The sequence below is a fragment of the Acinetobacter vivianii genome (assembly GCF_014635885.1).
In the GTDB taxonomy this organism is placed as follows: Bacteria; Pseudomonadota; Gammaproteobacteria; order Pseudomonadales; family Moraxellaceae; genus Acinetobacter; species Acinetobacter vivianii.
The window spans coordinates 290248-315749 of sequence record NZ_BMDR01000003.1; the positions used below are offsets into that span (position 1 = coordinate 290248).

Annotated in this window: 26 protein-coding genes, 4 tRNA genes and 1 pseudogene; 16 read left to right on the forward strand and 15 right to left on the reverse strand. The window is 42.2% G+C overall.

The window, feature by feature from the left end:
• The first annotated feature begins 228 nt into the window (after window positions 1-228).
• A complete protein-coding gene (gene ompR / locus IEV36_RS07920; RefSeq protein ID WP_004657337.1) occupies window positions 229-993 on the forward strand; it encodes an osmolarity response regulator transcription factor OmpR in 765 nt (254 codons plus the stop codon).
• A 17-nt stretch (window positions 994-1010) separates the two neighbouring features.
• Window positions 1011-2468 carry an ATP-binding protein gene (locus IEV36_RS07925; protein WP_005260063.1) on the forward strand — a complete coding sequence of 486 codons (1458 nt, stop codon included), beginning with the start codon at window positions 1011-1013 and terminating at the stop codon, window positions 2466-2468.
• Between the two features lie 238 nt (window positions 2469-2706).
• Here IEV36_RS07925 and IEV36_RS07930 read toward each other — a convergent pair whose 3' ends face one another.
• Complete coding sequence (locus IEV36_RS07930) at window positions 2707-4806, reverse strand: NHL repeat-containing protein (RefSeq protein ID WP_005260064.1); 2100 nt, start codon at window positions 4804-4806, stop codon at window positions 2707-2709.
• 380 nt (window positions 4807-5186) lie between these two features.
• Between IEV36_RS07930 and IEV36_RS07935 the strand changes: the two are divergent.
• A pseudogene (locus IEV36_RS07935) lies at window positions 5187-5371 on the forward strand (ATP-binding protein); the annotation flags it as partial.
• Window positions 5372-5671: 300 nt separating this feature from the next.
• Window positions 5672-7186: a succinyl-CoA:acetate CoA-transferase ScpC gene (gene scpC, locus IEV36_RS07940; RefSeq protein WP_005260065.1), complete on the forward strand. Its 1515-nt coding sequence runs from the start codon at window positions 5672-5674 to the stop codon at window positions 7184-7186.
• Window positions 7187-7245: 59 nt separating this feature from the next.
• Here the strand turns inward: scpC and IEV36_RS07945 are convergent, their stop codons facing one another.
• The 4 genes from IEV36_RS07945 to IEV36_RS07960 all read right to left on the reverse strand — a co-directional run bounded on the left by IEV36_RS07945 (window position 7246) and on the right by IEV36_RS07960 (window position 8851).
• A complete protein-coding gene (locus IEV36_RS07945) occupies window positions 7246-7977 on the reverse strand; it encodes a class I SAM-dependent methyltransferase (RefSeq protein ID WP_005260066.1) in 732 nt (243 codons plus the stop codon).
• Between the two features lie 97 nt (window positions 7978-8074).
• Window positions 8075-8150: transfer RNA gene (locus IEV36_RS07950), tRNA-Phe, on the reverse strand.
• A gap of 141 nt (window positions 8151-8291) precedes the next feature.
• Window positions 8292-8367 (reverse strand) — tRNA-Phe (locus IEV36_RS07955).
• Window positions 8368-8473: 106 nt separating this feature from the next.
• Window positions 8474-8851, reverse strand: a complete 378-nt coding sequence (locus tag IEV36_RS07960) for a GNAT family N-acetyltransferase (RefSeq protein WP_004776129.1) — start codon at window positions 8849-8851, stop codon at window positions 8474-8476.
• 104 nt (window positions 8852-8955) lie between these two features.
• On the opposite strand from IEV36_RS07960, the gene hisB reads away from it, so the two are divergent.
• From hisB to hisA, 5 genes are all read left to right on the forward strand, one after another.
• A complete protein-coding gene (hisB, locus tag IEV36_RS07965; RefSeq protein WP_005260067.1) occupies window positions 8956-9549 on the forward strand; it encodes an imidazoleglycerol-phosphate dehydratase HisB in 594 nt (197 codons plus the stop codon).
• Window positions 9549-10166: an imidazole glycerol phosphate synthase subunit HisH gene (gene hisH, locus IEV36_RS07970; protein WP_005260069.1), complete on the forward strand. Its 618-nt coding sequence runs from the start codon at window positions 9549-9551 to the stop codon at window positions 10164-10166. Before hisB ends, hisH begins: the two co-directional genes overlap by 1 nt.
• Before the next feature lie 154 nt (window positions 10167-10320).
• Window positions 10321-10866, forward strand: coding sequence for a DUF805 domain-containing protein (locus IEV36_RS07975; protein ID WP_005260070.1), 546 nt, complete (start codon window positions 10321-10323; stop codon window positions 10864-10866).
• Between the two features lie 87 nt (window positions 10867-10953).
• Complete coding sequence (locus IEV36_RS07980; RefSeq protein WP_005260071.1) at window positions 10954-11625, forward strand: 3'-5' exonuclease; 672 nt, start codon at window positions 10954-10956, stop codon at window positions 11623-11625.
• A 151-nt stretch (window positions 11626-11776) separates the two neighbouring features.
• Window positions 11777-12511: a 1-(5-phosphoribosyl)-5-[(5-phosphoribosylamino)methylideneamino]imidazole-4-carboxamide isomerase gene (gene hisA, locus IEV36_RS07985; protein ID WP_004776138.1), complete on the forward strand. Its 735-nt coding sequence runs from the start codon at window positions 11777-11779 to the stop codon at window positions 12509-12511.
• A gap of 45 nt (window positions 12512-12556) precedes the next feature.
• Here hisA and IEV36_RS07990 read toward each other — a convergent pair whose 3' ends face one another.
• Complete coding sequence (locus IEV36_RS07990; RefSeq protein ID WP_005260072.1) at window positions 12557-13108, reverse strand: helix-turn-helix domain-containing protein; 552 nt, start codon at window positions 13106-13108, stop codon at window positions 12557-12559.
• 158 nt (window positions 13109-13266) lie between these two features.
• On the opposite strand from IEV36_RS07990, the gene IEV36_RS07995 reads away from it, so the two are divergent.
• The gene (locus IEV36_RS07995; protein WP_373869381.1) at window positions 13267-14100 is read left to right on the forward strand and encodes a DMT family transporter; all 834 of its coding nucleotides are present in this window, start codon (window positions 13267-13269) and stop codon (window positions 14098-14100) included.
• Window positions 14101-14115: 15 nt separating this feature from the next.
• Here IEV36_RS07995 and IEV36_RS08000 read toward each other — a convergent pair whose 3' ends face one another.
• The 5 genes from IEV36_RS08000 to IEV36_RS08020 all read right to left on the reverse strand — a co-directional run bounded on the left by IEV36_RS08000 (window position 14116) and on the right by IEV36_RS08020 (window position 16975).
• Window positions 14116-14433, reverse strand: a complete 318-nt coding sequence (locus IEV36_RS08000; protein ID WP_004776144.1) for an antibiotic biosynthesis monooxygenase family protein — start codon at window positions 14431-14433, stop codon at window positions 14116-14118.
• A gap of 9 nt (window positions 14434-14442) precedes the next feature.
• On the reverse strand, window positions 14443-14838 hold the full coding sequence (locus tag IEV36_RS08005) for a DUF4870 family protein (RefSeq protein WP_005260074.1): 396 nt from the start codon (window positions 14836-14838) through the stop codon (window positions 14443-14445).
• Window positions 14839-14971: 133 nt separating this feature from the next.
• The gene (locus tag IEV36_RS08010; protein ID WP_004776149.1) at window positions 14972-15364 is read right to left on the reverse strand and encodes a DUF4870 family protein; all 393 of its coding nucleotides are present in this window, start codon (window positions 15362-15364) and stop codon (window positions 14972-14974) included.
• Window positions 15365-15397: 33 nt separating this feature from the next.
• A complete protein-coding gene (locus IEV36_RS08015) occupies window positions 15398-16015 on the reverse strand; it encodes a DUF1294 domain-containing protein (protein ID WP_005260075.1) in 618 nt (205 codons plus the stop codon).
• A 9-nt stretch (window positions 16016-16024) separates the two neighbouring features.
• Window positions 16025-16975, reverse strand: coding sequence for a homoserine kinase (locus IEV36_RS08020; protein WP_005260076.1), 951 nt, complete (start codon window positions 16973-16975; stop codon window positions 16025-16027).
• Window positions 16976-17076: 101 nt separating this feature from the next.
• Here IEV36_RS08020 and hisF point away from each other — a divergent pair, with 101 nt between their 5' ends.
• Complete coding sequence (gene hisF / locus IEV36_RS08025; RefSeq protein WP_004776152.1) at window positions 17077-17835, forward strand: imidazole glycerol phosphate synthase subunit HisF; 759 nt, start codon at window positions 17077-17079, stop codon at window positions 17833-17835.
• A gap of 304 nt (window positions 17836-18139) precedes the next feature.
• On the opposite strand, the gene IEV36_RS08030 is transcribed toward hisF, so the two are convergent.
• On the reverse strand, window positions 18140-18784 hold the full coding sequence (locus IEV36_RS08030) for a sterol desaturase family protein (RefSeq protein ID WP_005260081.1): 645 nt from the start codon (window positions 18782-18784) through the stop codon (window positions 18140-18142).
• A gap of 115 nt (window positions 18785-18899) precedes the next feature.
• On the opposite strand from IEV36_RS08030, the gene IEV36_RS08035 reads away from it, so the two are divergent.
• Together IEV36_RS08035 and aqpZ are read left to right on the forward strand one after the other, a co-directional pair.
• The gene (locus IEV36_RS08035) at window positions 18900-19907 is read left to right on the forward strand and encodes an AraC family transcriptional regulator (protein WP_005260082.1); all 1008 of its coding nucleotides are present in this window, start codon (window positions 18900-18902) and stop codon (window positions 19905-19907) included.
• 176 nt (window positions 19908-20083) lie between these two features.
• Complete coding sequence (gene aqpZ, locus IEV36_RS08040; protein ID WP_004776159.1) at window positions 20084-20773, forward strand: aquaporin Z; 690 nt, start codon at window positions 20084-20086, stop codon at window positions 20771-20773.
• Window positions 20774-20820: 47 nt separating this feature from the next.
• On the opposite strand, the gene IEV36_RS08045 is transcribed toward aqpZ, so the two are convergent.
• The 3 genes from IEV36_RS08045 to IEV36_RS08055 all read right to left on the reverse strand — a co-directional run bounded on the left by IEV36_RS08045 (window position 20821) and on the right by IEV36_RS08055 (window position 24245).
• Entirely contained in the window at window positions 20821-21063 is a 243-nt protein-coding gene (locus IEV36_RS08045) for a hypothetical protein (protein WP_005260083.1), read from the reverse strand.
• A 68-nt stretch (window positions 21064-21131) separates the two neighbouring features.
• Window positions 21132-22205 (reverse strand): DNA/RNA non-specific endonuclease, encoded by a 1074-nt coding sequence (locus IEV36_RS08050; protein ID WP_032863992.1) that lies wholly within the window; start codon window positions 22203-22205, stop codon window positions 21132-21134.
• Window positions 22206-22364: 159 nt separating this feature from the next.
• Window positions 22365-24245, reverse strand: coding sequence for a potassium transporter Kup (locus tag IEV36_RS08055; protein ID WP_005260085.1), 1881 nt, complete (start codon window positions 24243-24245; stop codon window positions 22365-22367).
• Between the two features lie 125 nt (window positions 24246-24370).
• Between IEV36_RS08055 and IEV36_RS08060 the strand changes: the two genes are divergently transcribed.
• The 3 genes from IEV36_RS08060 (at window position 24371) to IEV36_RS08070 (ending at window position 25063) form a co-directional block, all read left to right on the forward strand.
• Window positions 24371-24460: transfer RNA gene (locus IEV36_RS08060), tRNA-Ser, on the forward strand.
• 100 nt (window positions 24461-24560) lie between these two features.
• The gene (locus IEV36_RS08065; RefSeq protein WP_004776174.1) at window positions 24561-24887 is read left to right on the forward strand and encodes a gamma-glutamylcyclotransferase family protein; all 327 of its coding nucleotides are present in this window, start codon (window positions 24561-24563) and stop codon (window positions 24885-24887) included.
• 100 nt (window positions 24888-24987) lie between these two features.
• Window positions 24988-25063 (forward strand) — tRNA-Thr (locus IEV36_RS08070).
• Window positions 25064-25502: the final 439 nt, after the last annotated feature.

The following is a 25502-nucleotide window of genomic DNA, read 5'->3' on the forward strand; positions in this document are numbered from 1 at the left end:
AATGTTTCCAAAACAAGCTGTTTTTTCTGCCTAAATATTGAAAAATAGGTTGATTGTCATGATTTTGCCTGTATATATTTGGTATCTATCTCTTGATTTTATTGGCAATATTTGTTGCTTTATAACATAGCCAAAACTGTGCAATGAATCGTATACTCGAAGGTCTATAGATATTTCACACTCGCATTGCATAAAGACGATGACAATAAACGATAAAGGAGCACAATCATGAGTTTAGTTGTACCTGCTGAATCGACGGAAACCGTACACCATGAGACAGACCGGGTCGAACGCATTTTAGTGGTTGATGACGATGTGCGCTTGCGTACGCTTTTACAACGTTTCCTCGAAGATAAAGGTTTCGTCGTAAAAACTGCTCATGATGCGACACAGATGGATCGTTTACTACAACGTGAACTATTCTCTCTAATCGTGCTTGATTTTATGCTCCCTGTAGAAGATGGTTTAAGTATTTGTCGTCGCTTACGTCAGTCTAATATTGACACGCCAATTATTATGCTTACCGCACGCGGTAGCGATTCTGACCGTATTGCAGGTCTTGAAGCGGGTGCAGACGATTACCTGCCAAAACCGTTTAACCCAAATGAGTTACTTGCCCGTATCCGTGCGGTACTACGTCGCCAAGTGCGTGAAGTACCTGGTGCACCAAGTCAGCAAGTTGAAGTAGTTAGCTTTGGCCCTTGGTCACTCGACCTGTCTACACGTACCTTGACCCGTGAAGGTCAGGTAGTGACGTTAACTACAGGTGAGTTTGCGGTATTGAAAGCCCTCGTTCAACACCCTCGTGAGCCGTTAACACGCGACAAATTGATGAATCTGGCGCGTGGCCGTGAATGGGGTGCAATGGAGCGTTCAATCGATGTCCAAGTTTCGCGTTTACGTCGTTTAATTGAAGATAACCCTGCCCGCGCACGTTACATCCAGACCGTTTGGGGTGTGGGTTACGTTTTTGTTCCAGATGGCGCAGAGTAAGTTCAGGAAATTAAACGTTGAAACTTGAACCAATTGATCCACAAGAATTTACCGAGTTCGCGGCTTATTCCGAAAGGCCCCGAACCAAATGGGAACGTTTTTTAGATAAAATTAAACCGCGTTCTGCTGCCATGCGCACCACCATTCTGGTCTTGTTCATGGTGTTTTTTAGCCTGTTTATGTCCTTGTGGTTCTTTTGGCGAACGCTTTATCTTCCTGAATTGCAGCAACATGCCCGCTATCTTGCGATTGAGCTGGAACTGGTCAACAATCCAGATATCCGTATTTTGCATCGTGATAGCGAAGTGGATGTCGATACATGGTTAAAAAATCGTATCGGCATTGAATATGTAACTGATCCTAAAGAATTTCCCAAAGTTGAAGATAAATTCCTAGCAGAACTGTTTACCAACCAGATTGAAGAAAAACTGGCGAAAGAGCTGGGCGTTAAAGACGTTACTGTTTATTTTAAATTTAAACCCATTCCACGGATCTGGATTCAAACACCTGAAATGAATGGTAACTGGGTCAGAGAGCCTTTAAAAACCTATACCAACTATAGTGTTGAGCTGATTGCTGGCTGGTTATTTGGTGTCCCGATTGTATCCTCTATCATTATTTTAATTCTGGTTCGCCAAATGAATCGACCTTTACGTCGACTGCAAAATACCGCGAATAATTATAGTAAAACAGGGAAAGCCCCCTACCTCGATACCAATCATGGCCCACTCGAAATCCGTCAGGTCAATCAAGCCTTTAACCATATGGTGTATACGCTGGAGCAAACCGAGCGTGATCGTCAAATCATGCTGGCGGGTATTTCGCATGATTTACGCACACCATTAACACGTATTCGCTTAACCGCTGAAATGCTACCTGATGAATTTTTCCGTGAAGGTCTGATCTACGACGTGGATGATATGGACGCGATTCTGAATCAGTTCATTTCCTATATGCGTGATGGTTCCGATGAAGAGCTCACAGAGACAAATCTGAATAGCCTGTTGCAAGAACTGGTGGTGCAATTTAAACCACTAGATATTCGTTTTGAAGCACAAGAGCTTCCGATCATTGCTGCCCGTAGTTTGTCGCTGAAACGCCTCATTGCCAATCTGATCAATAATGCCAAACGCTATGGTGCAGAACCGATTGAACTGTCTGCCAGTCATGTCGATGATCATATCCTGATTACCGTCGCCGATCATGGTGAAGGTATTCCACCTGATCAGGTCGAAGAACTGATGCAGCCTTTTGTACGCGGTAATTCTGCGCGCACCATTCAAGGTAGCGGACTTGGACTGGCAATTGTGAAACGTATTGTCGACATCCATCAAGGCCAGATCAATATTCGCAATCGTGAACAAGGTGGCTTGGAAGTGGTGATTTCTCTCCCTATTCCAACGGCTGCACCAGCAACCGAATCACCGAATAATGCCATTGATAAGATCAAGCAGACCCTTACGGGGCATTTTTGATTGCAAATGCCCAATTGAGCTAAATTAAGGAATACAAAATTCTATCCAGTTAGCCATTCCTCTTATTTATCTCACCGAAAATACATATATAATCAACTTTAAATCAAATATTGAAACACATTAATCTGGCTTAAAAATTCAAATCTTACTATTTTTACAGCCTCTTAGTTTCCATGTTTATAAAAATAAGAGGCTATAAGTAAAATAAATTAATGTTCTGAACAGTTTCTTATTTTTTCTACCGCCAATTTGTTAGTGCGGTGGTTAGAACCGCATTAAGAGCAGTAATGTACATAAGACCATTCGATGAAATTGCCAAATCTTTTGCATTATACATAACAGCATATTTAAGCACTTGAAGTTTACAACCTGAGGTTGTTGCATCACAAACTTGACGAGCCATGAGTATAGTTGATTCTATCGGGTTAATAATATAAAAATTACCGTTCGCATCTAATACTATTTTGCGAAGATTGAAATTTACTCCACCGCCTTCTATCGGTAAAGTACTCACCAGACCTGAAGGGGTAATTTTACGTACCGTACTTTTTTGATCAACTACATATAGATTTCCACTACTATCAACTGTAATTCCCGTAGGTAAATAAAACCGTGCAATATCCCCTTTACCATCAGCACTTCCCTTTACTCCAGCCAAACCTGCAAGAGTAGTAACAGTGCCAGATGGACTGATTTTTCTAATAATAGAATTTCTTGTATCAGCTACATAAATATTTTTGTTTCTATCAATTGTAATTCCAGATGGTAGAAGGAATCGTGCAGTTGCTCCATTCCCATCAACATCACCACTTTCCCCAGCTAATCCAGCTAAAGTAGTGACTACTGCTGATGGACTAATTTTACGTATAGTATGATTGGCAGTATCTGCCACATAAGTATATCCACTGTTATCAATAGTAATTGCCGAAGGCCAACTAAAGCCTGCTTTAATCCCTATGCCATCATTTACAGTAGATTCACCTGGAATGCGCAACCCAGCTAAAGTAGTAACCACACCTGTGGAGCTAATCTTTCTAATATTGTCATTAAACATATCAGTTACATATGCATTGTTATGTTCATCAACGGTAATTCCTTCCGGATTATCAAACAATGCTGCAGAACCTGTTCCATCAGTATTACCCACTTTACTCGCTGTGCCTGCAAAGGTGCTAACAACGCCTACTGAGTTAATTTTGCGAATGGTGCTATTTAGGCTATCGGCTACATAAACATTACCATCTATACCGACAGAAATTCCATGAGGGGAATGAAATCTAGCAGCATTGCCTTTACCATCGACACTCCCCCACTCTGCATCCTTTCCTGCTAGAATGCTGACCACGCCTGTAGGACTAAGTTTTTTGATAATATTTCTTATTGATTTTGTCGCATAGATATTATCCTGTAAATCAACTGATATTCCGTCACAATCAAAACCACCAAGAATAGTGGTAACATCAGCTTTAGGACTAATTTTACGAATAGTATAGCTACCACTATCACATACGAAAATATTATCATTATTATCAATAGCAATTCCTACAGGTAAACGAAATCTAGCGTTAGTACCATTACCATTGATATTACCCTCCTCTACCGTTCCTGATCCTGCTATCGTAGTAACAACACCCGTAGGACTAATTTTACGAATGGTTCTACTGAATGAGTCGGCTACAAAAACGTTACCATTCTTCCCTGCAGCAATCCCACCGACATATACAAATCTGGCCATTGAACCTTGACCATCAGCATAACTAGATTTTCCCACGGCACCAGCTAAAGTAGTGACATTACCTGTAGGGCTAATTTTTCGAATAGTATAGTTACCAGTATCAGATACATATACGTTATCACTACTATCAACAGCAATTGCTGTTGGAGCATTAAATCGGGCAGTAGTACCAGCTCCATCAGTACTACCCTTTACCATAGCTAGACCTGCTATGGTTGTAACAATTCCTGCAGGGCTAATTTTTCGAATAGTGTGATTAGAAGTATCAGCCACATAAAAGTTACCATGTCGATCACTTGCAATACTCTGTGCTCGACTAAATCTTGCATCAACGCCTTTACCATCAACAAAACCTTCCCCCCCTGTATTACCCGCCAACACTGAAAATGCAGATGCAGCCACAAGTGTTGGTGTCGGTGTCGGTGTTGGTGTCGGTGTCGGTGTTGGTGTTGGTGTTGGTGTTGGTGTCGGTGTTGGTGTTGGTGTCGGTGTCGGTGTCGGTGTCGGTGTCGATGAATTACTCCCCGAGCCGCCCCCACATGCTGTTAACATTATTGATAATAAGACAACTGGAATCGATGGATAAATATGTTTTTTACTCATTTTAATAACCCCTAAAACTATTTACATTTCTGCTTTCATTAAAATATTACAGATAAGTTTCTTTATTCTTGCATATTAGCTCAACCTAACATAAAGCTAATTCTTGCTGCAAAAAGATTAGTTAATATAACTCATATTAAGCCAGTTTATTAATAAGAAAATTAAAAGAATAGCCTTATATAGTTTCGCACTTGTTCAAAAAAAGGTAATCCATTAATTATTAATTCAGTTAAAAAATTACCTATCTCTGGGTGTATTTAGAAAATAAATAAAATATTAAGCTTAATTTAAATATCTATAAAAAACTAATTTTTAATTTTAAAAGATTTTTTAAATAGAAACCGCTTATCTCACAACTAAAACATCCTAAAAAATCAAACCTACAGATTGTGAAACGTATTGTCGACATCCATCAAGGCCAGATCAATATTCGCAATCGTGAACAAGGCGGCTTGGAAGTGGTGATTTCTCTCCCTATTCCAACGGCTGCACCAGCAACCGAATCACCGAATCACCGAATAATGCCATTGATAAGATCAAGCAGACTCTTACAGGACATTTCTAAACCCAAATGCTGAATCAATCGCATAAATTCTGTTGATTTAGACTAAAGTCGCCTATTTAATCACCACAAAATTGGCGACTTTCTACCCATTCGATACAGTTGTTAAAACTTGATTTATTCAACCCACCTTTATCTTTTTTCTTCTAAATTCAAGCAACTATCCCGCATCTAAAAATCAGGCTGAAACATAAGTGCATAAAGCGTATGCAGCTGTATTAGACCTTAGCCTTATTTCAATTCACTTTTCATGTTTTAGCGCTAAAATCCATACCCAATGAAAAGCAAAATTGAGAATGGATGATGTCTTTAAGTCGTATTCGCCTTGCAGCTCTACACGACAAAGTGATGAGTGCAGAACAGGCTGCCAGCTTTATTAAAAATGATATGACGGTAGGTATGAGCGGTTTTACCCGTGCAGGTGAGGCAAAAGCTGTTCCTCAGGCACTGGTTGAACAAGCCAAGAAAAATCCGTTAAAAATCACGTTAATTACTGGTGCAAGCCTCGGCAATGACTTAGACAAGCAATTGACAGAAGCAGGTGTACTTGCTCGTCGTATGCCATTTCAGGTCGACAATACTTTACGTCGTGCCATCAACAACGGCGAAGTGATGTTTATTGACCAGCATTTATCTGAAACCGTTGAGCAAATGCGTAACCAGCAATTGAAACGTCCTGATGTTGCGGTGATTGAAGCGGTTGCGATTACCGAAGAAGGTCATATTGTTCCAACCACTTCTGTAGGGAACTCTGCGAGCTTTGCGATTTTTGCAGAAAAAGTAATTGTTGAAATCAATACATCTCTCAGTGAAAACTTCGAAGGTCTGCACGATATTTATATCCCGACTTACCGTCCAACACGTACCCCACTGCCATTAACGAAAGTGGATGACCGTATTGGCTCAACTGCAATTCCAATCGATCCAGCGAAAATCGTCGGTATCGTATTAAATGATACGGCGGATTCTCCATCAACTGTGACGCCACCTGATGCTGAAACTCAAGGTATTGCGAATCACTTAATTAAATTCTTTGAAAAAGAAGTGGCTGAAGGCCGTTTAGCGAAGAACTTAGGTCCATTACAGGCAGGGATTGGTTCAATTGCCAATGCCGTTTTAACCGGTCTTAAAGATTCAAACTTTGAAGATCTGGTAATGTATTCAGAAGTACTACAAGACTGTACCTTTGAATTGATTGATGCAGGTAAAATGAAGTTCGCTTCAGGCAGCTCAATTACGTTATCAGCACAATGTGGCGAACGTGTTTTTGGCAATCTTGAAAAATACAAAGACAAACTGGTGTTACGTCCACAAGAAATTTCCAACCATCCTGAAATCGTACGTCGCTTAGGGATTATCGGGATTAACACTGCGCTTGAGTTTGATATTTACGGTAACGTGAACTCAACGCATGTCTGCGGTACCAAAATGATGAATGGTATCGGCGGTTCAGGTGACTTTGCCCGTAATGCTCACCTTGCAATCTTTGTAACCAAATCCATTGCCAAAGGTGGCGATATTTCATCGATCGTGCCAATGGTCAGCCATGTCGATCACAATGAACATGATGTGGATATTTTGGTAACAGAAGTTGGTTTGGCTGATTTACGCGGCTTGGCACCACGTGAACGTGCGCGTGTGATTATCGACAACTGTGTACACCCACTTTACCAAGGTGCACTCAACGATTACTTTGACCGTGCTTGCGAACGTGGCGGCCATACGCCACATATTCTGCGTGAAGCATTGTCTTGGCATGCCAACTTTGAAGAGACAGGTCATATGTTAGCACCTGTAGATATTGCTAAATCAGCTTAATATCTCCATGGTTCTTCATCAAAAAGCATGCTTCGGCATGCTTTTTTATTATCAGTCTTTTAAATGCTTTGCCGCCCCACTCTCAGCAGAATAGGAAAAGTGACCTGCATCGGCTGCTGGATCAGCAGGATATCCTGTAAATCTGCTAAAGCACTGACTCGCATTTGATCTTGGTAATGTTTTATCGCAGACCAAGTATTGAGATAATCCCACAACTGCTGTCCTGTCCAACATAGTTCAATCTGAAACTGTGGCATTGGAAGTTCCTCAAAAGGAAATGGAATCGTTTGATAATGCTCATCAATATAGCGCCGCTCTGCATCCCAGAAGCCGTGTAAGGTCTGAGAATAAAGTTGTCGTATCCGATCATTCAAAAGCGCGTCATCAAGCGCTAACAAGCCATAACCAATCACTGCAATCACACCATCTGGTTTGAGCGTGCGCTTCACTTGTGCGTAGAATTTTTCAAAGTCAAACCAGTGAATCGCCTGCGCAACGGTAATCAAGTCAAAATGATGATCTGGAAAAGTGCACTGCTCCGCAGCTTGCTGTAAATAGCTGACATTACTCAAAGCCGGCGCCTGATCGAGCTGGTTCTGGCTTAAATCAGTTGCGATCACCTGTTGAAAATACAGCGCAATCAGCCGCGTTAATTGTCCTGAACCTGCACCACAGTCCCATGCGCAATCAAAACCTTTAAGCTGCTTAATTAAGCTATCTATGAGCGATTGTGGATAAGTTGGTCGCGCCTGTTGATAAAGTTCACTTTGCGCCGAAAACAGATCTTTCATGCGATGTTATTCTTCAATTCTTCTACTTAACCTCAATATAGCAAAATATTGAAGCAATAAAAAAAGCCCCAAACTTTCGTTTGAGGCTTTTTGAATATGGTGGCGAGACCCAGGATCGAACTGGGGACACACGGATTTTCAATCCGTTGCTCTACCTACTGAGCTATCACGCCAATGGGGTGTATTAAGCCGTATCTCAGCCCAATAGTCAATAATTATCATGAGCTTTTGATTTGATTGCCCATTTTTCACGCAATCATTTTTTGAGATAAAAAAAATCCCTGATGGGATCAGGGATTGAAAATACAAATTTATGGTGGCGAGACCCAGGATCGAACTGGGGACACACGGATTTTCAATCCGTTGCTCTACCTACTGAGCTATCACGCCAAAGTGGGCGTATTAAACAATGTTTGTCTAAGCCCGTCAAGCAAATTTGTGGATTTTTCGTTTAAGCGCTTAATTTTGCTACAAAGCATAATTTTAAGGCAGCTTTTTAGATTTTACCGAGATGCGACAGGCAACGATGGATCGCCCCGCAACCTGGTTCAAACTGTTGCACGCCCTGCGCTTCTTCCATGCGGCAAACCTCTTCAACCAGACGTTCTGCAACACCACGACCACGATTGGCTGGATGAACCACAATATATTCCAGAACACGGCTTTCACCTTGTCCTGTCGCCCAAATTGCACCTATAATTTTGGTGTTAAATTCAGCAGTGTAAACTGTGGTATATTGCTGTAGATTTTGTTCAAGTTGTTCCATTGCATCTTGCCCGTCACCAAACTCTGGGCTGGTATCGTAAAGTCGCTCTAGCTGAGTACGAATTCCTGAATCTTCCAGAGAACTGTAAGCATGTACGGTAATAGGCATTGATTAACCCTCCTGAGCAAACTATGATGCTGTCACTTTTTCGTCACAGCGAAACTATTGGTTTTTAATTCAATCATTTTTGACGTTTTTTGAGGAACGTGTCCATGACGCAACGTATCAGTGAAGTGGTAAGAAATACCAACGAAACAAAAATTCGAGTTCGTCTCAATCTCGATGGTACTGGTCAAGGCACACTCAACACTGGAGTTCCATTTTTAGACCATATGATTGATCAAATCAAGCGTCATGGTCTATTTGATATCGACATTCATTGCGATGGTGATCTGGAAATCGATGACCATCATACCGTTGAAGACTGCGGAATCACACTGGGACAAGCCTTTGCACAAGCTTTAGGTGATAAAAAAGGCTTACGTCGTTATGGGCATTTTTATGCACCTTTAGACGAAGCACTATCTCGTGTGGTGGTTGATCTGTCTGGTCGCCCTGGCTTATTTATGGATATTCCATTTACACGTGCGCGCATTGGTAGCTTTGATGTCGATTTATTCTCGGAATTTTTCCAGGGCTTTGTCAATCATGCACTAATGACGCTGCATGTTGATAACCTGAAAGGCAAAAATAGCCACCACCAGATTGAAAGTGTATTTAAAGCGTTGGCACGTGCATTACGTATGGCCTGTGAGGTTGATCCACGTGCTGAAAATACCATTGCTTCAACCAAAGGTAGCTTGTAATGACACGTATTGCTTTACTTGATTATGGCATGGGCAACCTGCACTCTGCCGCGAAAGCGCTAGAGCATGTCGGTGCAACAGTGGACGTGACCAATGATCCTAAACTGATTGCCAAAGCTGATAAGATTGTGTTTCCGGGTGTAGGCGCAATGCGTGACTGCATGCAAGGTATGCGTGAAGCAGGGATTGATGAAGTGGTGCGTCAGGCAGCCTTCAATAAACCTGTGCTTGCGATTTGCGTGGGTATGCAAGCGCTACTACAAAGCTCGGAAGAAAATGGTGGTGTTGATGCGCTCGGCATTTTCGATGGTGTGGTTAAACATTTCCCTGAAATTCCAAATTTAAAAGTGCCACACATGGGCTGGAATCAGGTACATCAGCTTGATCCAGAGCATCCAATGTGGAACAACATTGAACAAGATGTGCGTTTCTACTTTGTGCATAGTTATTATGTTGAGCCAAAAGATGCAGCAGTCACGGCAGCAACCTGTGATTATGGCGTGAACTTCTGTACGGCGATTCATAAAGACAATTTGTTCGCAACACAATTCCACCCAGAGAAAAGTCATACCGCTGGTTTACAGTTGTTAAAGAACTTTGTGGAATGGAAAATTTAAGCTTCACTCATACAGATCAAGTCCTTTGTTATGACTTGGTCTGTTATATATAAAATAATTTAAGCATTAATTTAAAAAATTTCTTTAATATTCTAATGCATAATACATTTTTTAAGTTTTACAATCCCATAAAAACACTTAAATAGGAATAACAATGAATTCATCAACCCAAACCGTGGATCACCCTCTAAGTGCTAAAGGTCGCTTTGGTCGACTTTCCTATGCAGCTTGGACATTTTTAAGTAGTATCATTTTCTTTATTATTTTCTTCGTACTAGCCCTCTCCACTGGTCTATTTACAGAAAGTAGTTCTCAAGAACCAAACTTTTCAATTTTCTTCATCATCGTATTAGGAATTATATATATTGGGTTTATCTATCTATCTTTTGTATTTACGATCCGTCGTTTACATGATCGAAATCAAAGTGGCTGGTTATCCCTGCTGATGCTTGTGCCTATAGCAAATTTATTTCTTATGATTTATCTATTTTGTGCTAAAGGAACAGAAGGCGAAAATAACTTTGGTTTGGCACGAATAACTTCCGATTGGGAAAAGGTCTTGGGCTGGATTTATATCATTATCATCCCTCTTGCATTTATTTTTGGTATTTTGGCAGCAATTGCTATTCCTGCTTATCAAGACTACGTACAAAGAAGCCAGCAAGCTCAGATTGAGCAACAGATAAATCAAGCTAAATAAATACGTCATGTTTGCTAAGCCAAGTTTCGACTTGGCTTTTTTATTTCAATAAAACCCTTTAAGCTCAGAGAAATGACTTGAGTTTTAATGCAGATGGATACATCTCAACACGCAGTAGCGCCTTTAAGTAAAGAACAAATACGTGCCCTCCCTGCCTTTGAAAACCTTGCTTCAGACAAAATTATTGTCATTCAAACGCTTGAACAATGCTTGGCCCTGCAAGATCAACTCAGTTCCATCCAAGTCTTCGGTTTTGACAGTGAGTCGAAACCGACCTTTAAAGTTGGAGAAAAATCGACAGGGCCTCATCTCATCCAGCTTGCAACTTACGATAGCGTTTTTCTTTTCCAAGTCAGTGCCGAAATTTTGTCATTTTTAAAACCCATTTTGGAAAATGAACAGCAACTCAAAGTCGGTTTTGGACTCAAGAATGACGCACATATTTTCCGTGGCAAAGATATCCAGCCCACGTCATTGATTGAACTTTCCAAAAGCTTCGCAAGTTTTGGTTATCGGAGCCAAGTCGGTGTACAAACCGCGATTGCCCTACTATTCCAGCGTTATTTTGCCAAAAGTAAAAAGATCAGTACCTCAAATTGGGCAGTGAAACGTCTTAGTCCTCAACAAATCAGTTATGCCGCAGCGGACGCTTATGCAGCACTGCTGGTATTTGAACAGCTTTACCAGCAACACCGATTCACACCACAATTACAACAACAAATCATGAAAATACTTGAAGGATCAACAGACAAGGCTTAGAGATTGATCAATACTTTGCTAATATAGGGCACGCTGAACATTCAGAAATGCATTGCGTTGTAGGCTAAATTGCCTTCTTTGTCGCAATCATAGAGGGACGTTCAACAAGCCCCTAATAATTTAAACTCTATGATGACGCAAGGAGCGGTGTATGCTAATCATCCCAGCAATTGACCTGAAAGATGGTAAATGTGTCCGTTTAAAACAAGGACGTATGGAAGACGATACTGTTTTCTCTGATGACCCTGTGGCAACTGCACAACATTGGGTGGATGAAGGCGCACGTCGTTTACATTTAGTCGATTTAAATGGTGCTTTTGCCGGCACGCCGATTCATAAGCCTGTGGTCGAAGCGATTGTACGTGCACAGCCAGAACTACCAATCCAGATCGGTGGCGGTATCCGTTCACTTGAAACCATCGAGCATTATTTAGAAGCTGGTGTTTCTTTTGTCATTATCGGAACTAAGGCAGTTAAAGAGCCTGAGTTTGTAGAAGAAGCATGTAAGCGTTTTGCAGGTCGTATTATTGTCGGTATTGATGCCATGAATGGTATGGTAGCAACTGATGGTTGGGCCAATATTACTGACGTCAAGGCGACTGATCTTGCGAAACGTTTTGCAGATGCAGGCGTATCCAGCATTGTGTATACCGATATTGCCCGTGATGGCATGATGCAAGGTGTTAACGTTGAGCAGACTGTCAATCTGGCAGACTATTCTGGCTTACCCGTGATTGCATCTGGCGGTGTGACCAACCTTGATGATGTACGCAACTTAAAAGGCCAAAAAGGTATTTTAGGTGCGATCACAGGCCGCGCAATTTACGAAGGCACCTTAAACCTTCGTGAAGCACAATTATTGCTCGATGAAGACAACCGTCTTTAATTTTGCATAAAAAAGAAGTTATCTGCCCAGATAACTTCTTTTGATTTAATACAGCACATTACGAATGAATTTTAATGGCTGTGTACCCCGATTGGCATAACAATAACGAATCGAACTTTCAAATAGAATAGAGTCGCCTGCCTGAACAACTCGTGTTTCCTGTTCAAATTCCAGACTTAACTCGCCTTCGAGCACATAAATGAGTTCCCGCCAGCCCTTTTGATCCGCTTCCGCATGATAAATCTCACCAACAGCCAATGACCACGTCCACAACTCAACTTGTGTATACGCTGGAACTGAGGCTAACAGTGTGGCATGACTGGTCGGATGCTCTCCTTGCCAAGCCAAGGTATTTACGATTTCCGATTCACCCAGTTCAGGTGCACTGACGATACGCTTGAAATCAATTCCCAGTACTGCCGCAATTGCATCCAGTTTCGCCAGGCTAATATTGACCTGACCTGTTTCCAAGGCCGCAATGGTACGGCGACTGACCCCTGCCCGATCTGCCAGTTCCTGTTGGCTTAAATGGCCCTGATCCCGAAAATGGCGAATATTTTTTCCTACGTGGGTCAGGACAGTATCGGATGGATTCATAAACCACAATGATAAAAAATAAAACTTGCGCAATATATTGCACACATCGACCAACTAATGCAATATGTGCATTATATTGCACTTTTCTTAGGATCGTTGTTTTGGCCTCCTTATCCCAGTCTCCTAAAGCCGCACAATTTGCCCTGATTTTTATTACCATGATTTGGGGCGGTACTTTTTTAGCCGTGCAATACGCACTGAACTTTAGTACCCCGATGTTTTTTGTGGGCTGCCGTTTTGCAGTCGCCGCTTTGGCTATTTTCCTGATCTCTATAAAGTCGATGCGAGGTTTAACCTTTAAGGAAATACTGGCGGGTGCAGCCATCGGTCTGATGATTGCAATTGGTTATGGCACGCAAACCATTGGTCTACAAACCATCTTAAGTAGTGAGTCGGCATTTTTAACGGCGCTATATGTGCCTTTGGTTCCCATCCTGATGTGGGCCATTTTTCAGAAACGACCTTCACTCATGACGTGGGTCGGTACAGCCTTGGCATTTACGGGTTTGGTCTTTTTAACAGGCAATGGTTTTTCCAGCATTGATTTAAATTACGGACAAATGCTGACGCTGTCCTGTGCCTTCGTGATTGCACTCGAGATTATCCTGATTGGTTATTTTGCAGGAAAGGTCAATCTGAGACGAGTCACTGTTGTGCAACTGATGGTCGCGTCTCTCTTGTCCTTTGCCAGTATGCCATTGGTCGGTGAACATAGCATTCCACCCTTTTCTTGGGGGCTGGTCATCATTGCTGTCGCATTGGGACTCGCCAGCGCTTTAATCCAGTTTGTCATGAACTGGGCACAACGCATGGTTGATCCTGCACGCGCTGCCATTATTTATGCAGGCGAACCCGTCTGGGCAGGTGTGATTGGACGCATTGCAGGAGAACGCTTACCCTTGCTCGCGTTATTCGGTGGTTTACTGGTGGTATTGGGGGTCTTGGTCAGCGAATTAAAATTTAAGTTCTTTGAAAAGGAAAAAGAGAGCTAACTCGCTCTCTTTCAATTAATTCTGTGGTTCTTTCTTTTTCAGCAGCATGCATGGCTGGTAATACTCGACCGTAGGCATCGGATCATAAAAGGGATGCAATAGCGCTTTCCACTCCTGATACGCTGCCGACTTCCTAAATCCTTCAGTATGATGCTCAATACTGTCCCAAAAGATCATTAAAATATAACGACCATCGCCTGCGGTATGCTTAATCAGTTGAACTGCATTTAGCCCATCCATCGGATAAATAATCGATTTGGCCTGATGAAAAGCCGCTTCAAACGCGTCGCTCTGTTCAGCTTTAATATTCAAATAAACATGTTCAATAATCATAGGCCAACCTCAGGCATACATCGGTTTATTGTCATATAAACAAAATAAGCCATGAAGGCTCCGATACACCGCCCACGCCCATGCAGCAAATAAAAATGCCAATCCAATAAAAAATATCAAAGATGCATGATCATCAGAAAATGGAATACCGAGTTCCTGATGAAATAGTGCCAGTGCAAGTACAGCTAGGGTCAATAGATTCCACAGGCAGCACCACCAAAAGGTACGGATTTGCCAAGTAAAATGGCTATCGAGTAGCGTTCCTTTAACCTCTTTACGTTTGATATAGTTCAGCATTAAAGCAATGATGGCGAGTAAGCCGCCCGTGAAGCTTGAAATAAGATAAAAGATATATAAAACATAGGTCAGACCGCGATATGCCTTTTGATCAACAACATGATCCATTAAAACCCTCTTTTAAATTTTTCTTCGTTTTTCAATTCAATCAAAGTGATAAAAATATAATTTACAACTTAATCATTTTTATAAAAAAGAAGGCTGATTAAAACCAACTCATCAGCCTTCGGATGCTTATAACTTACTGGTACATCGGTTTATTGTCATTTAAGGCAATCAAACCGCGAATCGCACGATAGACAATCCATACCCATGCGCCAAAAATGACTGCAAAAGCAAATGTTGTTGCAGAAATAGCCACACCCGCAAAGGCAGTACCATTATCTCCCGTTAAAAACAGGAACGAGAACGGAATAAAGGCAATAATATTCCAAGCCAAATACCACCAGAAGGTACGGATTTGCCAAGTAAAGTGGCTTTCAAAAATCGAACCTTGTACATCACTACGTTTTACATAGTTAATAATCAAGGCAATAATCGCCAATAAACCACCAGAAAAAATCGCAATGATATAAAGCACATACAGCACCAAAGTCAAAGTACGATTTGGATCTTGATCAACGGAATAATTCATTTTTTATTTATCTCCAGCGTCAAACTCCCTCAATTAGTAAAACACATTGAGCGGAGAAATTAACCAACATATCAACAATATATGGAAGACTATGGTACAGAAATAAATCTTACGAAACGGTTGTTTTTGTGTTTTATGTCTCAGTTTTTGCTGAGCAAGCCAACCTGCGCACCATCCACCCAAAGAGTCCACAATATGCAAGGTCTGTTCGGGAATACGGCGGTTGCCCAATTGGGCTGCCTCTTTGTCTTGTGCATAAAGCCAATAACTCAAGACATTCATCAAACTGACAAATAACAAGGTATATGGCGGCAACAATTTGCTAAAGCTTGCGACCACCATAAAGACGATATAAATCACGATCGCAATCTGCATCGCTGACCAAGGTTTAGAGGCTGTTGGTTTTGCAGGTTTGGCTTTATGCTCAAACACTTGCGAGGCTTTTAAGTACACCGCCTGCTGAGCGCGATAGCGACCGCGCTCATCCAGAATCACCACATATTCCAGCGCACAGCCAACAAGTGGACGTGGCCCCGTACGAGCAAAGTCTTTAATATGAATAAAAACACGTTGTTTTTGTGGGTCATTGGGCTGAATAAAGCCATAGCCTTTATCATCAAACCATTCAACTAATCGACCTTGATCTCGCATGATACTTTCCTAAGCTGTGATTCGTTGTAGACGGTCTTGCAACATCATGCGCATTTCCAGCGGATTTTTTTGCAAAATATCATCGCCAGTACGCCCATGCTCGGCGTTTTTCTGGGCAACCTGCAAACGCATACTCCAGAAACGACAAGCCGCCATCGCCAAGAAAATGTTTAAACAAGCCAATTCATCCTCAGTCAGCGTCCGAATGGTCTGATAAGCATTCAAAAAGGCATCTGCCTTGGCTTGATCAAGATGGGCTTGCGGATAAGCGGTACAGAAGTCATTGATACTAATCGCAATATCAAATAACCATTCATCCTGATTCAATTCATAAAAATCAAGGATACCTTGCAACTGGTCGCCTTCAAATAAAGTATTGTCTCTGAATAAATCTGAATGAATAAAACCGGTAGGACGATCTGGATGCTGTTGCGTGATCTGCGCAAACTGCTGAAAAACCTGTGCCAATAAAGTCTGATCTTCCACATTCATTTGTGGTTTAAGCTGTGCTGCGACCTCTGACCAGTATTGATGATTACGATTAAAATCCCGTTCTAAAGGAAAGTCCTGCAAAGCCAAATGCAATTTTGCCTGCGCCTGTGCAATCGCCTGAATTTGGATAATACTGGCATCTTCAGGATGCTCGCCCATCAAACGCGGTGCAATTTGTGCAGGCTTATCGGCAATGCTATGAATTGCCTGACCACTATGCTTTAACGGCACTGCCACTGGCACACCCGCTTGCCCCAAACAATCCAGTACAGGCACCAGTTCGCCTGCCCCTTCAGCATCTAACTCTTCAAAAACCGTCAAAACATATTGTTTCTGTGATTGATCCACCAAAAAGTAATTGGTGTTTTGAATACCGCCTTGGATTGGAATCAGATCAATCACTGCTAAACCATAAGGTTCGGCAAAGGCTTGAACTTCTTCTAAACTCAACGGGGTATAAACCGACATGGAAAACCTGCAAAAAATAGCTGTGAAGTTTGATAGAATACCTGTTCCCTCCATGAAGGTGTAGCACCCCTTTCTTTATTGGCGATTTTTTGGAAAATTTTATGCTCGCAAAACGTATTATCCCTTGCTTAGATGTTGATAATGGTCGAGTCGTCAAAGGCGTTCAATTCCTTGATATTCGTGACGCAGGTGACCCTGTTGAAGTTGCCCGTCGTTACAACGAACAAGGCGCCGATGAAATTACCTTTTTAGATATTACTGCTACCCATCATGGACGCGACACCACATACCGTACAGTTGAACGAATGGCAGAAAGCGTTTTCGTTCCTTTAACTGTGGGTGGTGGTGTCCGTAAAGTTGAAGATATCCGTTTATTGCTCAATGCAGGTGCCGATAAAGTCAGTATTAACTCGGCAGCAGTATTTACTCCTGAGTTTGTACAGGAAGCATCGCAACGCTTTGGCGCACAATGTATCGTGGTTGCGATTGATGCCAAAAAAACTGGCGAAAATAAATGGGAAATTTTCACTCACGGTGGTCGTAAACCGACAGGCATCGATGCAATTGAGTGGGCGGTAAAAATGGCAGACTTTGGTGCAGGCGAATTACTGATTACCAGTATGGATGCCGATGGAACCAAAGCAGGCTATGACATTGCATTAATGCGTCAGATCAATGATCGTGTCAATATTCCAACCATCGCCTCAGGCGGCGTAGGGAATTTACAACATTTGGCTGACGGCATCTTAAAAGGCGGTGCCGATGCTGTACTTGCTGCCTCTATTTTCCACTTTGGTCAGCATACCATTCCAGAAGCCAAACAATTCCTTGCAGCACAAGGCATTGAGATGCGTCTCTGATTCATAATTGATAGAACAAATGAACCTCTCACTTGAGAGGTTTTTTTATTCAAAGTATTTTTATAGACAAAAAAATACCTTGCTGAGCAAGGCAAGAAACTGCGTTATACAACGCTAGAAGGTAACAGAAACATATCCATTTTGAGCAAAATACAGTCAAATATCATGCTTGAGCTAAATTAGCGATTAAATGCGCAGAAATATTGACATTAAAAACCAGTTTTATTGACAATTCACGACGAAAGCCTTTTTCCTTCGTCATGCATTGCCGATAAAAACCACACTTTCTCTTTGTTTCTCAACGCTAAGCGACCGCATCATTTTGTTCATTTTCTGCTTGCACTGCTGTGACCAGTTTTGGCTTGTGCTCCACCCACTTGGCAGGAAAGACTGATTCAATCGCTTGAGTGAGCGTTTTAGACAACGCTGCTGGTAATGGCAGACCTAATGGATTGGCTTCTTTTAAATCTGCTGAAGAAACTACACGGGTTCCCATCACATAATCAAACCACGGTCGGGTGACGCACCAGTTGGCATCCTGATTTGAGTTCATGTGATGATCATAGTGCCAAGGAATTGTTCGTTTGGCCCAATCAGGTTCCAAGTGGGCACGACGATGGACATAATAATAGTTGCCTGCACTATAAAGCGCTGCCAGAGACATTCCCTTTGAAATGGGATAAAACGCAATACTCGCCACTCCAGCCACCACAGCCAATGACATGATTTCATTACGTGTCCGCCAGTGATCGACACCTTCTACATAACAATCATCTGAAAATTGTTGCTTACGCACTTCACGATGATGTGCCCAATGTGATTCCATGCTTTTTGGCACAGGGCTGTAACGTGGCTGACCGGGACGATGTACACCATGCAAAATGTATTTATGTGCAAACCATTCAAATGCATTGGCTACAGCCAAGCCTGCAATAAAACCCTTAATCATGGTTTTCTCCAAATGTTTCCTTATTTTTATTAAAGATATAAATTTTTGTAGGCGAAGTATTGACGATACGATATATTTATATTGACAAAACACGACAGAATAAGAGGCGCACAGGATGTCGCAACTCAAAAACTATACAGGCTCTGTTTTTGGTGGTTTGGGGCATTTATTAAAAGCCTATTGCGAAGCAGAAAATATTTTAATTCCTGAACAATTACAAAAAGTTCAAAATCTGGAACGTTTTGATTATGTGATCTGGCGCGACCTGCTGGAAGATCTTAACCGCCTACATCCCAAAGCGGGTCTAGGACTGGATATTGCGGCTTATGTGCAACCTAAACACTTGGGTATTATTGCCTATTTGGCCTTGTCCTGTGAAAATCTAGGTGAAGCTTTGGCGCGTTATCATGATTTCCATCGCCTGATTTATGATGGCAGCCCATTGCTGGTCGAGTTAGGACTTCCCTATGGTTCGATTCGCTGGGAAGCGCCTGAACCTCATCCAACCCAGTTGACCGATGAAATTGCCATTGCGTTGATGGTGCAATTTCTGAAACTGTTTATGTCTGGAGACAGCATTCATTTACATGAAGTACATTTCGTCAATCCAGCACCTAAAAATATCAGTATTTATGAACAGTATTTTCACTGCAAAGTCCGCTTTGACCAGCCTAAAACACAACTCCTGATTCCTGTCAGCGAAGCATTTAAGCCGTTACGTACGGGTGATCATACCTTGCAGCAATTACTGCTACAGCAAGCCCAAGCCTTGTTGGACAAGCTACCAAACTCCACACAACTGGATCAGCGTTTACAGCATGCCATTTTGACAGGGCTGCAAAAAAACCAATATCAGCTTGATTTTATCGCAGAAAAACTAGGACTTTCGGTACGTCAATTACAACGCCATTTACAACAACAGCGCACCACTTTTCAGGAACGGGTGCAGCAAGTCCGTTTTATGCTGGCAACCGAATATTTAAAAGATCCGCACCTCAGTTTGCAGGAAATTGCGCTACTGCTGTGTTATTCCGAACAAAGCGCTTTTCAGCGTGCTTTTAAAATCTGGACAGGACAAACCCCGCAACAGTGGCGGAACAACAACACTATTTACAATTCTTAATAAAATTACCCATGAACTAACGGTTTCACAACTGACCCTTTTGCTTGCACGTTTTATACAAGAGCCTATATACCTTTGTGAAATAGTTCACATTTTTTCACTAGGTTGACACATATCCATAATAAATTTTTGGATGCTTGCTTTTTTATTTTTTAAAAACATGTTTGGTGATAACAATGAACAAATATTTAGCAGAATTTCTTGGAACTTTTTGGCTTGTTTTTGGTGGTTGTGGTAGTGCTGTCCTTGCAGCAGCATTTCCAGAACTTGGGATCGGCTTTCTAGGTGTTGCGCTTGCTTTTGGTTTAACTGTTTTAACAGGTGCTTATGCTTTTGGCCATATTTCAGGTGGTCACTTTAACCCTGCGGTCAGCGTTGGCTTATGGGTAGGTGGACGTTTTGATGCCAAAGACCTCGTGCCTTATATCATCTCTCAAGTCATTGGTGGTGCGCTTGCCGCGTTCGTTCTGTACATTATCGTACAAGGTCAGGCAGGTTTTGCTGGTACAGGTGGCTTCGCAACCAACGGTTATGGCGAACTTTCTCCAAACCATTTCTCTGTCGCATCTGCATTCCTGATTGAAGTAGTCCTTACGGCGTTCTTCCTGATCGTGATTATGGGTGCAACAGATCGTCGTGCGCCTGCTGGTTTTGCACCAATCGCGATTGGTTTGGCGCTTACGTTAATCCACTTGATCAGTATTCCTGTGACCAACACATCAGTTAACCCTGCACGTAGTACAGCGGTTGCTTTATTTGCTGAAACTGCTGCGCTTAGCCAACTCTGGTTGTTCTGGGTTGCACCAATTATCGGTGCGATTATCGGTGCAGTGATCTACAAGGTCGTGGGCAGCGAGAAAAACTAAGTTCCAACACGCCATAAAAAAACAGCCTTTATCGGCTGTTTTTTTATTTATAAAAATGGGTTTTCAATTTCCTGTTCTAGTTGGCGTTCAATTTGCTCAGGCAACTCCTGTTTCTCCAAAGCCGCCACCACATCATTGATAAAGCTTTGTAATGCCTTTGCAGTTTTTAAACCTGCCTGATCTTTGGTAATTTGCAGATTGCCATATAAGCTCACGCAATCGACCTGATTTTCTAGGGTCAGATCATAGATTGCTGAAGACTCATCTCCATTTTCAAAAGGCTTAAACATCTTTTCCCCCTCATTATTGTTGTATATAAAACAACATGGGCCAAGCACAATGACTTTGCAAGCGTTTCTTATCGCAACATTTGTAAGAAATACTGCACCAGTGCATTAATGAGCTGATTAATCATCACCTGTTTGGTCTCTTCATCAATTTGCGGGAATTTACTGCCCGTCGCCTCACTGGATTGTGAACTAAATTGACGTTGTTGAGCCTGAATGGCATCGGTCTTGGCTTCTTCCGCACATTGACTTTGCCCATCCCAATGCGAATAACTAATGTCTTTATTTGGCTTCACTTGTTGTGCAGACAATGGAAGCTGATAGACATTACGTTTCTGTTGTTCGGTCAATTGTGGAAATAAATTAATCCCTAGTTTTTCTTCCAGATAGCAGACACTTACCACTTTGACCTGTAGCGAATTATTGTTCGGGGCATAATATGCACCAATAATCCCCTGCTTGGGTAAATACACTGCTTTATACACGGCCGTCGGGACAATTACCCCTTTACCGATAGTTTTCAGACGCTTGCCTTCAAATATAGGGCCTGTCAGCACATAGGCATCTTTATGCTGTTTGGTCACCATCGAACGCACAGCTTCTTCCAATTTACGCCATACTTCCTGATTATTCTTAGGTGCTTGAGGCACCATATTGGCTAAGGAGAAACTGTCATATTGCGCTGCGGTATTATTCATATCCCCGTTCGGCGCCATATGCCCACGGTCATAACCTGAACCACGATAATCCGACAGCAAAGCACGATGAGCCAGTTGCACACGGGTTTCTTCGTGGAAATTGTCTTCACGTTTGATTTTGATGCTTAAACGTTCAGGCGTGAGGTATTCGGCTGACCATAAAGGCGTTTTCGAAATTCCCGAATACATCACATTGAAATCATTAAAACACAACGCATAACTGTCTTTTTTTAGACTGTCTTTGCTCAATAAAGGCGGGACATCTCGATAGAACTGTTTTAAACAGGCACCATTACTCGACTGAAACGGGATCAATTTAGAAATTTTTTCATTGCCAAACGCAATCGCAAAACTTCCCGTCGCGACCGCAGCCAGCATAATCTTTCCAACATTCTGGCTCAAAAAAGCAAATGGTGTTTTACCCTTTCTGGTTGGTTTCTTCGCCATAACTACATCAAAATCAATATGAACGCGAAGCTTAACAACTCAAAGCCTTGCTGTATATTGAGTTTCAGCCGAGAACGACATTTTATGTCGCAAATCTGTACACTTGCTCAACAGACAATAAAAAAGGCACTTTAGCGTGCCTTTTTTATCAATTTAAACTTAAATTTCGATCTGACTTCCCAACTCCACCACTCGGTTGGTCGGAATCTGATAGAAGTCACTCACTGGACTAGTATTACGCTGCATCGAGATAAACAGCTTTTCACGCCAAGGTGACATGCCGTCTCCCACGGTATGCACAATACGATCTCGTGAAATGAAGAAACTCATTTGCATCATATCGAATTCAAAACCCAGCTGTTTATAGGCCTGTTCCAGTGCAACTGGAATATTCGGCTGATCCTTGAAGCCATAATACACATAGATACGATAAAAATGCTCATCCAGCTTTTCTACTTTTAAGCGGTCGGCTTCAGCCACATACGGAATATCCTGCGTATACACCGTCACCATCACATTACGCTCATGCAGCACCTTGTTGTGCTTGATGTTATGTAACATCGCATGCGGCACAATATTTGGAGTACCCGTCAGAAAAATCGCTTCACCTGGCACATATTGTGTTTCCTTGCTCATACCAATACTTTTAATAAATAATTCAATCGGTAAAGCATTGGTTTCCATGCGGTTGTAAACAATTTCACGGCCCCGTTTCCAGGTCATTAGAATGGTATACACCACCACACCAATCAGGATTGGCACCCAGCCACCTGATAAAATTTTTAATGAGGTTGAACCCACAAAAATCAGGTCAATAATCAGGAAAGGACCTGCAAATAAAGCCACTTTCCACAGAGGCCAGCGCCATACACCATAGGCCAGTGTCGAGATCAAAATGGTACCGCAGAGCATAGTCATGGTCACAGCGACACCATAGGCACTTGCCAACTCGGCACTGCTTTCAAACAGTAGAATCAGGATCACCACCGAAATAAATAGCACCCAGTTAATGAACGGCAAATAGATCTGCCCTTGCTCTACATCAGAGGTGTGGTGCACAGTGAGACGCGGCAAATAACGTAACTGCATCGCCTGATTGGCCATTGAGAATACGCCCGTAATCACCGCTTGAGAGGCAATCACCGCTGCGGCTGTTGCCAGTCCGATCATCGGGAATAACGCCCAGTCAGGTACCAGTAAATAAAACGGGTTTTCAATCGCCTTGGCATCACGTAACAGCAAAGCGCCTTGTCCTGCATAATTCAGCAATAAGCAAGGCAATACTACGATGAACCAAGCCAATTTAATCGGCATACGTCCAAAATGCCCCATGTCGGCATAGAGCGCTTCACCACCGGTCATGGTCAGGATCACAGCACCCATGGTAATAAAGGCAACTGTCGGCTGATCATATACAAAATGCAGTGCCCAATAAGGATTGACCATCATCAATACATACGGCGTCTGAATGATGCTCCACAGTCCAATGAGACCAATTGAAGCGAACCATAGTAAGGTAATCGGCCCAAAGAATTTCCCCATGGTGGCGGTACCATGTCTTTGCACCAAAAACAAAGCCGTTAAGATACCGAGCGCAATCGGGACTAACCAACGATCTAAAGCAGGCGTGACCAGACTCAGGCCTTCAATCGCCGATAGTACCGAAATGGCTGGCGTGATAATCCCGTCACCAAAGAATAGTGAAGCCCCGATAAAGCCAAGTGCGATCAGAAATATTTTATTCTTGTTGCTGAATACGTTAGAGCGCAGGTTCAATGCCAGCAAAGACATAATCCCGCCTTCGCCATTGTTGTCTGCACGCATGATCATCGACACATATTTAAAGCTGATGGTCAGGTTCATACACCAGAAGATCAGGGAAAGAATACCAAGAATCGATCCTTCACTGATATCAACATGTCCCGTGACAAAGCATTGCCGTATTGCATAGAGCGGACTGGTCCCAATGTCTCCAAATACCACCCCTAATGCTGCCAGCGTCATCGCGGGCAATGCGGCTTTTTTTGCAGTACTTTGCATATTATGTCGTCTTCAAACTAGAACGTTATATGGCGCAATCTTATCACTAGCTAAAAAGTTTTTCTGCAAATCTGTTCGACTACAACTTGGCAGCCCGCATTTTTTTGGTTACTATCGCACACCTTGGTGAGGTGTCCGAGTGGCTGAAGGAGCACGCCTGGAAAGTGTGTATACGTTTGCGCGTATCGAGGGTTCGAATCCCTCTCTCACCGCCAGAATTTTTTAATTTAAAAAATCAATAATAACAACTTTATTATCAAACCTATTTTTTCTTACATTTGCTAATCTATTTCTTTTACTTTCCTCGCTTTCACTATGCTCAGTTTATTCGTTTACGGCACTTTAGGACCGAACCGTCCCAATGCCCATATTATGGAAAATATTGGTGGCACATGGGCAGACGCACATGTATTTGGTACGCTCAAACAACAAGGCTGGGGTGCAGAACTAGGCTTTCCAGGCATTGTGCTCGATCAAAGTGACAACAAGGTATCTGGTTTTGTATTCTTCTCAGACAATCTAGAACAACACTGGCAAGCATTAGATGAGTTCGAAGGTGCAGGCTATCAACGTGTGCCTGTCAAAGCGCATTTAAGCACGGGTGAAATCGTTGATTCCTTTGTTTATGCGCTGAATAATTAACAGGAAACTGGCGAAAATTCGACGCACTGATGAATTTTCTCCGTTTGCTCATTTTTTCGCTTGTTTTTTTAAGCAGATTCTGTAGAATTCTCGCCACGTTGCCGGCATAGCTCAGTTGGTAGAGCAACTGACTTGTAATCAGTAGGTCCACAGTTCGAATCCGTGTGCCGGCACCATCATTAAACCTCATGAATATTTGATTTATGGGGTTTTTTGTTGTCTGTAAGTTTGGTTCAGTTCTGACTCAACGGACTATTTTGTGATCCATTTGGTCGATAGCCTGATGGTCCAAATAAGTCACTGGACCTTCTCCACTCTACCCAACATGTTCCCCATACCGTTTCCAGCTCTTTGGCTTTCCATGCTAATTGTGATGTCGATACGCCAACTTTTCAGAGTTGCTATCGCTGCACAGAGCAACACGCATGGAAAACTTAAGGCTTAGGAAAATTTCCAAAGTTATTTACATTTCCTGTTTTTAAAAACCCTATAAGGCAATGAAATATATTATAATTTTTTATTTATATAAAAATATCCGTAAAACTATGCTATGCATTCACCCTTCTGGACAATAGTGGTACTCACTGGCAGCGCTGTTAGCTGTAGAAAAAAAGA